Below are 13,499 nucleotides of genomic sequence, written 5' to 3' on the forward strand. Positions count from 1 at the left end.
AAACGTTAGCAAATAGTAAAATTTAAGTCAAGTATTTATTAACAAAAATTAACTTTATATTGTAAGCCACTGATTTAATAACTCATCAAGTTTCTTTTTATCATTAACTAGTTGAGTACTGATTTGATTATATTTTTGCGGGTTTGCAAGGTATAGATTGCTATCCTCAAGTTGCTTTTCTAAAGCCTTAATTGAAGCTTCTAATTTTTCAATTTCATTTGGTAATGTTTCAAGCAAACGTTGATATTTGTAAGATAGCTTTTTATTTTGTGGTTCTTTAGGACTAGAAATAGGAGTTATAGGCTTTGAGATTTTTTTAGTTATGGGGCTTACAGTAAAATATTGCTTGTAATCTTCATATCCGCCAGTTAAATCATAAATTTTACCTTGAGCAAAAACTAAGGTTCGTGTAACTAATCTATCTAAGAAATCACGATCATGACTAACTACTATTAAAGTGCCGGAATAATCTGCAAGTATGTCTAGTAAAATCTCTAAACTATCCATATCTAAATCGTTGGTTGGTTCATCTAGGATGAGCAAATTGCCAGGGTTAATTAAAATTTTTGCAAGTAATAGCCTGTTAGCCTCACCTCCTGATAGAATAGCAGTTTTAGCATTTAGTAGCTTAGGATCGAACATGAATTGCTTCAGATAGCCAGCAACATGCATAGTTTTATCATTGGGCAAAAATACCTGATCTCCGCCGGTAGGGCATAAAGTTTGCTGCAAAGTATGATTATGGTTTAGTTTTTCTCGATGTTGATCAAAATATGAGATATCTAAATTACCACCATATATAATTTTGCCGATTTCAGGAGTAAGTTGTTTGGTTAGTAATTTGATAAAAGTAGATTTTCCTGAACCATTCGCTCCAATTATGCCGATCTTTTCGCCTTTTTTAACTCGGAAACTAAAATTATCGATAATTTTAGTATTTTTATAGCTAAAACTAACGTTATCAGCTTCGATAATAAACTTACTTTTAGCTATATTTTCTTCAAGTTCAGCTTGTACTCTTTGTTTTGAACGAGCTAGCTTTGCTGCGTGTTCTCTTGCTATTTCCCTTAAAGTTTTTAGCTGGGCAAGCCTTTTCTGGTTACGCTTACGTCTAGCTGTGACACCTGCATTTAACCATTCATTTTCTTGAGCTAATTTTTTATTTAATTTCCGCAGGGCTGCTTCTTCTTGCTCTATAATAATATTTTGCCATTCATCAAAATACTTAAATCCTTTATCGGATTTACGTAAATGTCCACGATCAAGCCACCAAATCTTATTAGTCACATTTGATAAGAAAGTTCTATCGTGACTAATGCAAATAATCGCACCATTATATGATTTAACGTATCCTTCCAACCATTCAATGTTTCAATATCTAAATGGTTAGTCGGTTCATCAAGCAATAATATTTCTGGCTCTAATATTAAGGCTTTAGCAAGGCTGGCTCTTCTAAGCTGTCCGCCTGAGTAGGTGGATAAATTATCTGTGCCATTGATTTGTAGCTTTTCTAGTATTATATCTATTTCATTTTTACTGTTCTGATCTAGAATGAAATCATAAACATTAGAATTAAGTTTGATCGCAATGTCTTGCTTTAAATATCCAGTTGTGATTGCAGGGTCTTTAAATAACTCTCCGTTATCTAATTCATAATCTTCCGATATTACTTTCATTAGGCTTGATTTACCACAGCCATTACGACCTATCAGACAAATCTTATCGCCTTTGTATAAATAAAGCTCTAAATCAGATAAAATTATTTTATCAGCAAAACTTAAATTACCATCTTTAATGTAATAGATTGGGGTCATAGGGTTATGTCAGACCGTGGCTTGGGAACTAGAGCCAGTTAAAAATACTAATAAAATTAGTATTTTTTATTATTTTCTGGATCTAGTTCCCAAGCAACTAGATGACATAGTGACTCCTGAGATTGCTTCGTCGAAACTTTCAGTTTCTTCTCGAAATGATGTTAAATCTTTTTAATTATTAAACTAGTGTTAGTGCCGCCAAAGCCAAAAGAGTTGGAAAGTACGTAGTTTATTTTAGCCTCTTTAGCTTTAAGTGCAACTAAGTCTAACTTAACTTCGTCCATTGGATTTTCTAAATTTAGGGTAGGTGGTGCAATCTGATCTCTAATTGCAAGCGTACCAAAGATAAATTCAACACTTCCGGCAGCACCAAGCAAATGCCCTATTGAAGATTTAGTAGAAGACATTAAAACTTTAGGGTTAGCTTCTAAAAATAATCTCTGAACTGCATTTAATTCGATCGCATCGCCTATATCAGTAGAAGTACCATGTGCGTTAATATAGCCAATGGCATAAGGGGTTATACCAGCATCTTGCAGTGCTTCATGCATTGCTCGATAAGCTCCTCTCCCTTCAGGATGTGGAGCTGTCATATGGTACGCATCACCAGTAGAGCCGTATCCTACGACCTCACCATAAATTTTAGCACCACGACGCATAGCATGTTCGTATTCTTCTAAGACTACAACGCCAGCTCCTTCGCCCATAACAAAACCACCTCGATCCTTATCCCAAGGTCTCGATGCTTTTTCAGGCTCATCATTATATTTAGTACATAAGGCTCTTGCTGCTACAAAACCTGCAACTCCAACAGGTGTTACCGGTGCTTCCGCACCGCCTGCGATCATAACATCAGCATAGCCATGCTTTATCATACGCATAGCATCGCCTATAGCATGTGCTCCAGTAGAGCAAGCCGTTACTGCAGCTTGGTTTGGACCACTAAAGCCATATTTTATTGAAACAAGACCTGATAAAAGATTAATTAAGGAAGCTGGAATAAAGAACGGGCTAACTTTACCATTATTTTCTTGATGAAGCTTTACAGAAGTATCTTCGATCATTTTAAGACCGCCAATTCCTGAACCTAATATTAAACCGGTTCTGTCACGTGATTCTTGATCCTCTGGTAACCATCCACTATCTTCAATTGCTTCAGTTGCAGCTGCAACGCCATAATGGATAAATTTATCCATTTTACTCAATCTATTTACATCTTCAGCTTTTGTAAAATTTTCAAGTTTGAAGCCATTCTCTTCAGAATGGTTTAATAGCCCTGCAATTTTGCATGCAAGTTTGGAAGTGTCAAATGCTGTAATAGTTTTTATACCGCTTACTCCTTGGACTATATTATCCCAAGATGACTTAACGTTAAGCCCAACTGGGGTAATCAGCCCAAGACCAGTAATAACTACTCTTTTATTCATGGTTTGATTTAACATCCTTAATTATTTTTTATTAGGTCTTAATTTGACACAGATTAAGATTTATGTTCTTTTATATAGTTAACAACATCTGCTACTTTTTTTATCTTAGTTGCTTCTTCATCAGGAACATCAATACCAAATTCTTTCTCTATTTCCATCATTATTTCTACTGTAGATAGGCTATCTACTCCTAAATCTTCTGCAAATCGCGAGTCCACGCTGATTTCTTCAATTTTTTTTCCTTGATTATCAGCAATAATTTTGATAACTTTCTGCTCGATATTATCCACTTTACTCATAATTTTGAACTCCATAAATCATTTTTATTAGTTTGTATATTTATAAACATAAGTTTAATATTTTAGCTTTAAAAGAACTTCTAGCACAAAAAATTGTTTTATGCCAGCATAAAATTTTATACCATTAACATTCCACCATTTACATGTAGGGTTTGACCAGTAATATATGATGATTGATTGCTTGCTAAGAATGCAACTGCATTTGCTATATCTTCAGGCATACCATATGTTCCTTTCGGGATTTTTCGTGTTATAGCTTCTTTTTGTTCATCATTTAACTTATCAGTCATATCAGATTTAATAAAACCTGGAGCTACTGCATTAACTGTAATTCCTCTGGTTGCAACTTCATAAGCAAGTGATTTTGTCATACCGATTAAACCTGCTTTAGAAGCACAATAATTAGCTTGCCCAGGGTTACCTGAAACTCCTACTATTGAGGCTATGTTAATGATGCGTCCGTATCTATTAGTCATCATCTTTTTTATTGCTTCACGATTTAAGATGAAATTTGCTTTTAAATTAATATCAATAACTTGGTCAAAATCTTCATTTTTCATTCTGATTGCTAGCGTATCTTTGGTAATACCGGCATTACAGACTAAAATATCTAATTTTTCTATTTGAGCTACTAAATTGCCGCATTCTTCAGTATTTGTAAGATTACAAACTTTAATAGTGTAATTATCTTTTAAATCATCGCCAAGAGCTTTTAATTTTTCCTCATTACTCCCGCTTATAATTACATGACTTCCAAGCTTATGAAGCTGCCTTGCAATAGCACCTCCTATACCTCCTGAAGCTCCGGTAATTAATGCTGTTTGACCGCTTAAATCAATCATTTACTTCCTCCTCTTGTTCAAAATTTATATTATTGACTTTAGATGATTTTTCTCGTACAAGCTTCTCAATTTCATTAGAGATTTGTGGATTATCTTTCAAATATTGTTTAACATTTTCACGTCCTTGACCGATACGTACGCTATTATAAGAAAACCAAGAGCCGGATTTTTCTATTATGTCAAGCTTTACTCCAAGGTCGATTATTTCACCTTCTTTTGAGATACCTGAGCCATACATTATATCAAAATCTGCTGTTTTAAATGGAGGTGATACTTTGTTTTTTACTACTTTTACTTTGGTTTGGCTGCCTATTACTTCTTCTTTATCCTTAATAGAACCTATTCTTCTGATATCTATTCTAACTGAAGCATAGAATTTTAAAGCATTACCGCCGGTTGTAGTTTCAGGACTACCAAACATTACACCTATTTTCATTCTAATTTGGTTGATGAAAACAGTAATACAGTTAGTACGATTAATTGAGGCAGTAAGTTTACGCAAAGCCTGACTCATTAATCTTGCTTGAGAAGCCATTTGTGCATCGCCCATCTCGCCTTCAATTTCTGATTTCGGTACTAGAGCGGCAACACTATCTATGATTATCATGTCAATACCGCCGGAGCGAATTAAAGTATCAGCAATTTCCAAAGCTTGCTCTCCTGTATCAGGCTGAGATATGATAAGCTCGTCAATATTGACTCCAAGCTTTTTAGCATAAGCTGGATCTAAAGCATGCTCAGCATCAATAAATGCACATGTCCCGCCTTTCTTCTGGGCTTCGGCAATTAAATGTAATGTGAGAGTAGTTTTACCCGAGCTTTCAGGACCGAATATTTCTATTATTCTACCTTTAGGAACTCCGCCAATTCCAAGAGCTATATCAAGTCCAAGCGAACCGGTTGATACAGCTTCTATATCAACATTAGGACGCTGACCAAGTTTCATAACCGAGCCTTTACCATAGCTTTTTTCAATCTGTGCGAGAGCTGCAGCAACAGCTTTTTCTTTATCTATATTTGACATAAGCTTCCATACTTAACTAATTCTTAATTAAATTAAAATATAGGCTTAATTCTAAAAAATCAAATTTTATTTTTTAAAGTTAAAATAAAACTTTTAGTATTGAAAATTTAAAATACACTAAAAGTAGCAAAACATAATATATAGAAAAATCCATGAGTGAAATAACAACAAATACTAATGAACTAATAAATGATATTAGCGTTCTTATTAATAATGCTAAAGTGAGAGTTGCCATTAAAGCTAACGCTGAAATGACAATGTTATATACCTTTTGATATTCCAATATTTGGTAAGCCAAATTTCAGGATTCGCCTTTGCTCACGTACTATTTGTACGCTCCGCAGGCTCACCGCTTATTTGACTTCCAAATCTTAAAATATCTGCGGTATACTGGCATAGAGATCCTTAAAAGTACAAGAGCGGAATACGGACAGGAGGTTATTAAGACTTTAGCTAAAGGTCTTTCTTCATTATATGGGCAAGGCTTTTCTCGTACAGCTCTAATTCGCATGAATCAATTTTATCAATCTTTTAAAGAGCAACAAATTAGTGCGACACTGTCGCACCAATTAAGTTGGAGTCATATAATAGAGTTATTACCTCTAAAAGAACAGAATCAGAAAGATTTTTATGCCTATATGTCTATACAAGAAAATTGGAGCGTTAGACAGTTACGTAGTAATATTGATAAAATGTTATATGAAAGAACGAAGTTATCTAATAGATCTGAAGAACAAGTAATATCATTATTTAAAACAGATTCTAGGTTAGAGCCTGATTTAATTCTTAAAGACCCTTACATACTTGATTTTTTAGAACTTCCAGATGAACATTATGAAAATGATTTGGAAAATGCGATATTACAGCGTATTGAACAATTTATTTTAGAACTAGGTACCGGCTTTTCATTTGTAGCAAGACAAAAACGTATGACTATAGACAATGAACATTTCTATTTAGATTTATTATTTTTCAATAGAAAGTTAGAAAGATTAGTAGCAATTGAATTAAAAACAGGAAAATTTAAGGCAGAGTATAAAGGTCAAATGGAGCTATATTTAAATTGGCTAAAAAAGAACGAATGTTTTGAAAATGAAAAACCTCCGATAGGTATTATATTATGTTCTGAAAAATCTGACGCCCAAGTAGAATTGTTAGAAATGTCGGCAAGCGGCATTCACGTTGCACAATATTGGACAGAATTACCTCCTATAGAGATTTTGCAGAAAAAAATCGGAGAAATAGTATTGCAGACAAAAAGAATTTATGAAAATAGACCTATTGCAAACGCATATGAATAAAGATAATTTGTATATCCTTGATACTTCAAGATTTGCCTGTGGTGATGAATAGTACCGGACAGTTATTATTCTATGTCGTTTTTAGCAACGGCGGGAATCCAGCGTAAAGCGAGATGAATCGAGCTTTTAATTTTAAAAACTTGCTGCTTTTATGTTTACTTTTCTGGATTCCCGCTTCTGCGGGAAAGCATTATTGCGTGGATCGAGAGTCATCATTGCGAGGAAATTACGAAGTAATTGACGAAGCAATCCAGTAAAAAATGCTAAAATTAGTTATTTTTTACTATTTTTCTGGATTGCCACGCGGTCTACGACCGCTCGCAATGACGGTTTTAATAATACTCCAATTTTCTCCGGACACTACTGCGCCTACGCGGGAATGACATAGAATAAAAACTGTCCGGTACTATAAGACAAGCAACTAGATGACACCGATCACGTTTTTCGATGTAGGCAATGCCGTTATAAGGTAATATAGGAAACTAGTCCACACAAGCAATACTTACTTCTTTGCATATAATAAGTACTAATTATGCATTAACTAAGATAGATGTTTGGTGATTATTATCTTATCTATCCCGTAATTAAGTTGCGGGATAAATAAAGCATTTGAATAAAGACAAATCAAATTGTAGAATGATAAAGCTAGTCTTATGCTGACTCAGCTAAAGGCTCTGTTGTAGATTCTTCAGTTTTTTGTTCACGTAAATAGTCTTGTACTTCTGATTCTGATCTTGCAACAATCACTGTAACATCTGTACTAAGCTCAGCATGCAATCTTACTTCAACCTTGTAAATCCCTGTAGATTTGATTTGAGTATCAAGAATTATATTTAAATGAGAAATAGGGTAAGATACAGTTTGAGATAATTTTTCGGCTATTTCCTTATTATTTACTGAACCAAATAATTTACCATCATCTGAGGTCTGACGAACAAAAATTAATTTTTGATCTTTAATAAGATCATTAATTTTTGTTATTTCTTCTTTTACTTGTTTATCTTTTTCTTCTAATTCATGCTTCTGCTTAACAATTAACTCTTTATTAAGCTCAGTAGCTCTAATAGCTAATTTTTGTGGTAAAAGATAATTACGACCAAATCCGTCGGCTACTTTATGTATTTCCCCTATCTTACCTAATTTTCTTACCGGTTTAATTAAAATAACTTCCATGGTATTATACGTCCTTTACTTAGCTTGAAATACAAAAGGTAACAATGCTAAAATTCTTGCAATTTTAATAGCATTATTTAGCTTTCTTTGTTTTTTTGCACAAACATTTGTGATTCTACTTGGTAGCATTCTACCACCTTCGGAAACAAATTTTATTAAAAGCTCTGGATTTTTATAATCAATAACCGGTGCATTAGGCACGGAAAGAGGGCAACCTTTACGTCTTCTAAAGAACACTTTTTTAGAAGCTCTTTCCATTGGTTTTCGGGTTGTTGTTTCACTAGTATTATTTTTCGACATTCTTTACCTTAATTCCTGCAAATTTAGATTTGATTATTTTAATTAGCCGTTACATCAATTACTGGAGTATTTTCTGTACTTTGATTTTTTAATATCGGTGAAGGCTCATTACTAATTGAATCTACTTTCTGTGTAAGAAATCTTATGATATTTTCATTAAGTTTCATTTTTCTTTCTAGCTCTTGCTTTACAGCTGGAGTAGTATCAAGACCTAAAAGGTAATAATGTCCTTTTTTGTGATTACCGATTTTATAAGCTAAAGCTCTTAATCCCCAGTATTCTTTTTTTACAATAGCACCGTTATTATCTTTAATGATTTTACTAAAATCATCAACAATTTTATCTATATCATTTAATGATACGTCTTGACGCACAATAAAAACTGACTCGTAAAAACTCATAATTATAAGAATCCCAACAAAAACTTTAAAATAAAGCTATTTATAGCAACTGAAACTATTAAATTCAAGTATTATTTTTAAAAAATTATTATTTCTTTGTTTATTTTTAAAAAAAGTTTGCTATAACCCCTAGTAAATCTGAAGATTATTAACAAAAATTTTCAATTATTTACTAAATATTAACAGAGGTTAATTTAGTGTTAGACAAACTCTTACCACAACTTCTAATCATAGAAGAAGAAAATAAAAAAAGCATTAATATTTCTTTATGTAACGATATAGAAAGAGCAGGCTTTAACATAACAAGGATTATAAACATAGAAAAAATATTAAATTATTTCTTCCATGAACCCCTTGCTATCATAGTTACTAATGCAGAACTACAGGAAAATCCTATGGTTACTGTATCTAAGTATTAGGAAAATTGATAAGCTTTCTAATACCCCGATAATTTTTCTGTCCTCAACTAAACAGTTAAATTTAATGGAGATCGATGATTTGATATCATTTTTCTATAAACCTTTCTTATCTGATCAGATCATCCATTTTCTGAAAAACTTGTTGAGACGCTCTAAAACAATTTTACAGGATAATATTATCAAATTTAAAAATATAAGCATTGATTTAAATGCTGAAAGGGTTTATTAAGGGCAAGGAAACTATTCGTTTAGGGCCCACAGAATTTAAAATTCTGCGACTTTTTCTTCAATCGCCCGATAGTGTATATTCACGCCGAGAAATAATGCGATATTTATGGGAAGATGACGAAAGTTTTAACCAGCGTCTGATTGATGTGCATATAAATAGAATTAGAGATGCTTTAGGAAAAGATAGTCCAATTATTAAAACAGTCCGTTTTATTGGTTATTCTCTTAATAAAGATATAGTAGAATCAGATACTTAATGATAACAATTAAAAATTTCTTTGTATTTATATATTAATTGTGTTAATATTTCTTATCGATGCTAGTTAGGTTCATTGTTACAATTAAAAATCGGTTAAACTTTATGCTAAGTAAAATAAATAAGCCTGCATTTTTTGCACTAATAATTTATCCTCTTATCCTAATATCGCTTTTAGTTAAATATGTATCCAATTATGGAATAGGTTGGACTGAAATTATTTTTCTGATTAGCAGTTATTATGTTAATAATATTACGGTTGGAATTGGATTGCATAGATTATGGTCTCATCATTCTTATAAGATAAATAAATATGCTGAGTTTGTTTTAGTTGTACTATCTGCTGGAACTTTGCAAGGACCTGCTTTATCTTGGGCTTCAAACCACTATAAGCACCATGCTAAAACAGATACAGATCAAGATCCGCATAGTCCTTTAAAATTTGAAAATAGGGTTTTAGGTTTTATTTGGTCTCATATAGGCTGGATGTTAGTTGGGCAAGGCAGCTATAAATCTATCGATCGTATTACTTGGGTTAAGCTTGGTAAAAACAGTTTATTAAAGTGGCAGCTAAGATATTATTGGCAGATAGCAGTCTTTATGAATGTAGCTGTACCATTAATTATAGGCTATCTAGTTGGCGGTACTCTACATTCGGCATATATGGGATTTTTATTCATGGGGCTTGGTAGATTCTTGCAACAACAAGCAACTTTTTGTGTAAATTCTTTATGTCACTTTGTCGGTAGTAAAAAATATTACAAAGGAACTGCTGGAGATATTTGGTGGATGGCTTTATTTTTACTTGGAGAAAATTGGCATAATTATCACCATGCTTTCCCTTCAGACTATCGTAATGGTGCAAAATGGTATCATTTTGATGTCCACAAATGGATAATATTCTTGATGAGTAAGGTTGGGCTTGCTTCAGAACTTGATCGTATTACAAAGGTAAGAATTCAAGCAAAAATGCAAGAAACATTAAGTTATCTTAGTGAAAAAGAGAAGCAAAAATTAAACTTAATGCAAGCTAAGGTAGAGCAGCTTTTAGAAAATTTATGTTTAAAAATAAAAGAGCTTGAAGAATCATCTACTACGATTAAAGAGCAATTTAGAAGATCCTTTATAGAAATACAAGAATCTCTTAAAAATTTAGCAGAACAAATAAGCTCTGCTGCACAAATAACTGAAGAGCCTTCAAAAAAATTATTGAAAGTAGTTAATAGAAAAATTAACGATGCTGAACAGTCTATTTACAAACTATATAATAAATTAAATGCAGTAAAAGTTTCTAATTAATTGCTTTATTTTCATTATTATCTAACAATTCTCTTCATTTACTAGTGGTTTATGCTGCTAATAAATGAAGAGTTGGCATATCCTTATCTAACTTTGTGCCAATTTTTCAAATTCTATTCAATTATAGAATCTCACACATCAATTCCACTTAATAAAACTATCAATTCAAGAATTATTTTATTTAATTTTTTTATATGATTCGAGCGGTTAAAAATTTTAATAATTTTTAATGCATACCGTAGATACTTCAAAGGTTAGAAATCAAGTGAGTGGTGAGTTAAGCTAGGCGTATAAAAATACGTGAGCAAACACGAATCCCAAATTGATTTAATAAATTTTGCAGTATCAAAGGTATAAATATATCAATGAAAAATATTATTAAACTATGAAACGAAAATTAACTGAAGAACATATCCGCAAATTAAAAAGAATCATGAGAGATCCAATATCATGTTTCAACGAATCAGATGAAGAAATACTGGCACAAGAGTTACCTAAAACATTAGAAGAAAGAAATAGACTTTCAGATGAAATAAACAAACATATTCCATTTCAAATATTTAATTCCACTGAAGAAATAATCTTTAACTACGGCACTATAGGAAATAAATTACTTAACCAAGGTAATATTCAAGAAGCAATGGCTGCTTATAAATTAGCTATAGAATACGGCAAAGATAATAAATTTTTTATAGATAATTATTATCCTATTCCTTACCTAGGATTAGGGCTTATTTTTGAAAATGAACAATCTGAAAAAGCACTAGCATTTTTTAACAAAGCTATAAATATGGCAAGTAATTTTTATATAGATACTAAAAATATCTATTATGAAGAAGAAATTAATAATTATAATGATGGACTTGCTAAAGCCTATCTGTATAAAGCGTATTTATTAGAAAAATTAAAACAATTTGATGAAGCTGCAATCAATTATGGTGAGGCTACTATTTACAATAAATATATGTATTCCGCTTATTTTGGTAAAGCAGCTTGTTTGGGAAAGTTAGGAAAGGCTTAAGAAGCTATTATGATTTATGATAAGCTTTTAACGCTTAATCCTCATCATTCACAAGATGAACATTGTATTTATGCTTATTATAAGAAAGCCCATCTTTTTAATACTCTCCAAAAATATGAAGAAGAAATAAACGCTTTAGATAAATTCATTAATTATAAAAATAAGTATGAAAAAAATGGTGAGCGGTTTATTAATATTAGCTTCGAAGAGAGTTATTTAGCTAAAGCAGCAGCTTTAAGCAAACTAAATAAAAATCAAGAATCTGATTATTGCAAAGGGCTAGCTGCATATTTTGCAGGAAAAAATGAAAAGGCTGTAGATTTTTTTGATCAAGCTTTAGAGCAAAATAGTAAAAATTCTAACCCCGATATTATTGCTGCCTGTTATTTCTACAAAGGATGTTCCTTAATTAGATTAAATGAACAAATAAAAGAAAATAATCTTAAAGCCATAGAATGTTTCAATAAGGCTTATGAAAATGTTAATTATCTTAGAGTAAAAGTATTTTTATTTGGATTTGTAAAAATTAACAAGGAAGTTGTAGAAGAAAAACATAGCCATGATCTAATAGTGGATAGAGATAATTTAATCAAAAAATTTATTAGCAATATAATGCTAGATGTCACTAGCTCAGATTCTAAAATTATCGGTAATCTCAATACACTTATTTGTGAAACAGTAAGCATTATTAAACAAACAGATATTATTACAGAGCAAAATAATGTTATAATTTCCGGTGAAGTTTCTGAAAATACATGACAGCGATAGCTTGTAGTGCGTTTCATATCTTATTCCCGCTTGCCTAGCGTGGATTAGTTTCCCGTCATTGCGAGCGAATGAAATGAGCGAGGCAATCCAGAAATAATAATAAAAAATGCTATAAGTTAGCATTTTTTAGCTGGATTGCGTACGTACAATTACTTCATAATTTCCTCGCAATGACGATTTGGTATCCACTCGGGCAAAGCCTACGGCATTGTTGCGTAGATCGAAAAACGTCCTCAGTGTCATCTAGTTACTTGACCACGGTAGTAAGTAAAAATAACTTTTAATACTAATAATTTTATTATTAAAAGCTGGATCACGTGAATAAATCACGGGATGACAACTGGAAAACTGATCTACGCAACAATGCCAGCTCATGACGACTTGGTATCCACGCAAGGCAAGCCTTACGCAGGATAACAGTACAACAACTTATTTCTTTTTCTTGCTTTTATTTTTATTCTTATTTCCGCCAGTAGTTTTATTAAATCTACCTAGGTTTTTAACGAATTTTTGTAAGCCATTAAGTTCAGTGCCGTATGTTTTCGTATATTCACTGATCGTTTCTATATCATGTCTATGTGAATCATCAATTACAACAACCTCTTGCATTAAATTATGGCTATCAAAGGTAATTTTTACTATTCTCTGTTTTACGATTTTAGGATTAAGCCAAGCTCTTTGTGACATCACTCGCTCAACATAATACCATGTATCTTGAGAATATTCTGGGATCATGGTAGGAGTGCCAATCAGCTCTACCACTTCTGTTTTACTTAGTTTTTTTGCTTCTAATTTTGTAAGTGCTGAGTCATCTATAGATTGCCCTCTATTTTCAATAGTTTGGCAACCGCTTAAGGAAAAAATGACGAATATACTGGAGACGAATATTAAGAAAAATTTCATAAGTTTAATTTTATCTAGATTTTA

15 protein-coding genes and 1 pseudogene are annotated in these 13,499 nt (G+C 32.1%); 7 read left to right on the forward strand and 9 right to left on the reverse strand.

The features are described 5' to 3' along the window. Nucleotides 1-54: 54 nt before the first annotated feature. From AAHF54_RS00515 to recA, 5 genes and pseudogenes are all read right to left on the reverse strand, one after another. Nucleotides 55-1,814, reverse strand: a pseudogene (locus AAHF54_RS00515) (ABC-F family ATP-binding cassette domain-containing protein). A 161-nt stretch (nucleotides 1,815-1,975) separates the two neighbouring features. Further along, a complete protein-coding gene (fabF, locus tag AAHF54_RS00520; RefSeq protein WP_341788692.1) occupies nucleotides 1,976-3,256 on the reverse strand; it encodes a beta-ketoacyl-ACP synthase II in 1,281 nt (426 codons plus the stop codon). Nucleotides 3,257-3,294: 38 nt separating this feature from the next. Next, entirely contained in the window at nucleotides 3,295-3,555 is a 261-nt protein-coding gene (gene acpP, locus AAHF54_RS00525) for an acyl carrier protein (protein WP_342170040.1), read from the reverse strand. A 101-nt stretch (nucleotides 3,556-3,656) separates the two neighbouring features. After that, on the reverse strand, nucleotides 3,657-4,382 hold the full coding sequence (gene fabG, locus AAHF54_RS00530; protein ID WP_341788694.1) for a 3-oxoacyl-ACP reductase FabG: 726 nt from the start codon (nucleotides 4,380-4,382) through the stop codon (nucleotides 3,657-3,659). After that, nucleotides 4,375-5,406, reverse strand: a complete 1,032-nt coding sequence (gene recA, locus AAHF54_RS00535) for a recombinase RecA (protein ID WP_341788695.1) — start codon at nucleotides 5,404-5,406, stop codon at nucleotides 4,375-4,377. The genes fabG and recA overlap by 8 nt, the downstream gene beginning before the upstream one ends. A 152-nt stretch (nucleotides 5,407-5,558) precedes the next feature. On the opposite strand from recA, the gene AAHF54_RS00540 reads away from it, so the two are divergent. Both AAHF54_RS00540 and AAHF54_RS00545 read left to right on the forward strand, forming a co-directional pair. After that, nucleotides 5,559-5,681: a hypothetical protein gene (locus AAHF54_RS00540; protein WP_341788696.1), complete on the forward strand. Its 123-nt coding sequence runs from the start codon at nucleotides 5,559-5,561 to the stop codon at nucleotides 5,679-5,681. A 165-nt stretch (nucleotides 5,682-5,846) separates the two neighbouring features. Next, nucleotides 5,847-6,707: a YhcG family protein gene (locus AAHF54_RS00545; protein ID WP_341789251.1), complete on the forward strand. Its 861-nt coding sequence runs from the start codon at nucleotides 5,847-5,849 to the stop codon at nucleotides 6,705-6,707. 651 nt (nucleotides 6,708-7,358) lie between these two features. On the opposite strand, the gene rplI is transcribed toward AAHF54_RS00545, so the two are convergent. The 3 genes from rplI to rpsF are packed head-to-tail and all read right to left on the reverse strand — an operon-like array spanning nucleotide 7,359 to nucleotide 8,581. Next, nucleotides 7,359-7,880: a 50S ribosomal protein L9 gene (gene rplI / locus AAHF54_RS00550; RefSeq protein ID WP_341794738.1), complete on the reverse strand. Its 522-nt coding sequence runs from the start codon at nucleotides 7,878-7,880 to the stop codon at nucleotides 7,359-7,361. A 15-nt stretch (nucleotides 7,881-7,895) separates the two neighbouring features. After that, complete coding sequence (gene rpsR / locus AAHF54_RS00555) at nucleotides 7,896-8,180, reverse strand: 30S ribosomal protein S18 (RefSeq protein ID WP_341788698.1); 285 nt, start codon at nucleotides 8,178-8,180, stop codon at nucleotides 7,896-7,898. 38 nt (nucleotides 8,181-8,218) lie between these two features. Then, nucleotides 8,219-8,581: a 30S ribosomal protein S6 gene (gene rpsF / locus AAHF54_RS00560; RefSeq protein ID WP_011476818.1), complete on the reverse strand. Its 363-nt coding sequence runs from the start codon at nucleotides 8,579-8,581 to the stop codon at nucleotides 8,219-8,221. A gap of 197 nt (nucleotides 8,582-8,778) precedes the next feature. Here rpsF and AAHF54_RS00565 point away from each other — a divergent pair, with 197 nt between their 5' ends. The 5 genes from AAHF54_RS00565 (at nucleotide 8,779) to AAHF54_RS00585 (ending at nucleotide 12,563) form a co-directional block, all read left to right on the forward strand. Further along, the gene (locus AAHF54_RS00565; protein ID WP_341788699.1) at nucleotides 8,779-9,000 is read left to right on the forward strand and encodes a hypothetical protein; all 222 of its coding nucleotides are present in this window, start codon (nucleotides 8,779-8,781) and stop codon (nucleotides 8,998-9,000) included. Between the two features lie 209 nt (nucleotides 9,001-9,209). Next, nucleotides 9,210-9,485, forward strand: a complete 276-nt coding sequence (locus AAHF54_RS00570) for a winged helix-turn-helix domain-containing protein (protein WP_341788700.1) — start codon at nucleotides 9,210-9,212, stop codon at nucleotides 9,483-9,485. Between the two features lie 104 nt (nucleotides 9,486-9,589). Then, entirely contained in the window at nucleotides 9,590-10,783 is a 1,194-nt protein-coding gene (locus AAHF54_RS00575; RefSeq protein WP_341788701.1) for a fatty acid desaturase, read from the forward strand. 385 nt (nucleotides 10,784-11,168) lie between these two features. After that, nucleotides 11,169-11,804: a hypothetical protein gene (locus tag AAHF54_RS00580; RefSeq protein WP_341788702.1), complete on the forward strand. Its 636-nt coding sequence runs from the start codon at nucleotides 11,169-11,171 to the stop codon at nucleotides 11,802-11,804. A gap of 9 nt (nucleotides 11,805-11,813) precedes the next feature. Continuing rightward, a complete protein-coding gene (locus AAHF54_RS00585; protein ID WP_341788703.1) occupies nucleotides 11,814-12,563 on the forward strand; it encodes a hypothetical protein in 750 nt (249 codons plus the stop codon). Between the two features lie 438 nt (nucleotides 12,564-13,001). Here the strand turns inward: AAHF54_RS00585 and AAHF54_RS00590 are convergent, their stop codons facing one another. Next, nucleotides 13,002-13,475 (reverse strand): outer membrane protein assembly factor BamE, encoded by a 474-nt coding sequence (locus AAHF54_RS00590; RefSeq protein WP_341788704.1) that lies wholly within the window; start codon nucleotides 13,473-13,475, stop codon nucleotides 13,002-13,004. Between the last annotated feature and the right edge of the window lie 24 nt (nucleotides 13,476-13,499).

The organism is Rickettsia endosymbiont of Seladonia tumulorum (assembly GCF_964030815.1).
Taxonomy (GTDB): domain Bacteria; phylum Pseudomonadota; class Alphaproteobacteria; order Rickettsiales; family Rickettsiaceae; genus Rickettsia.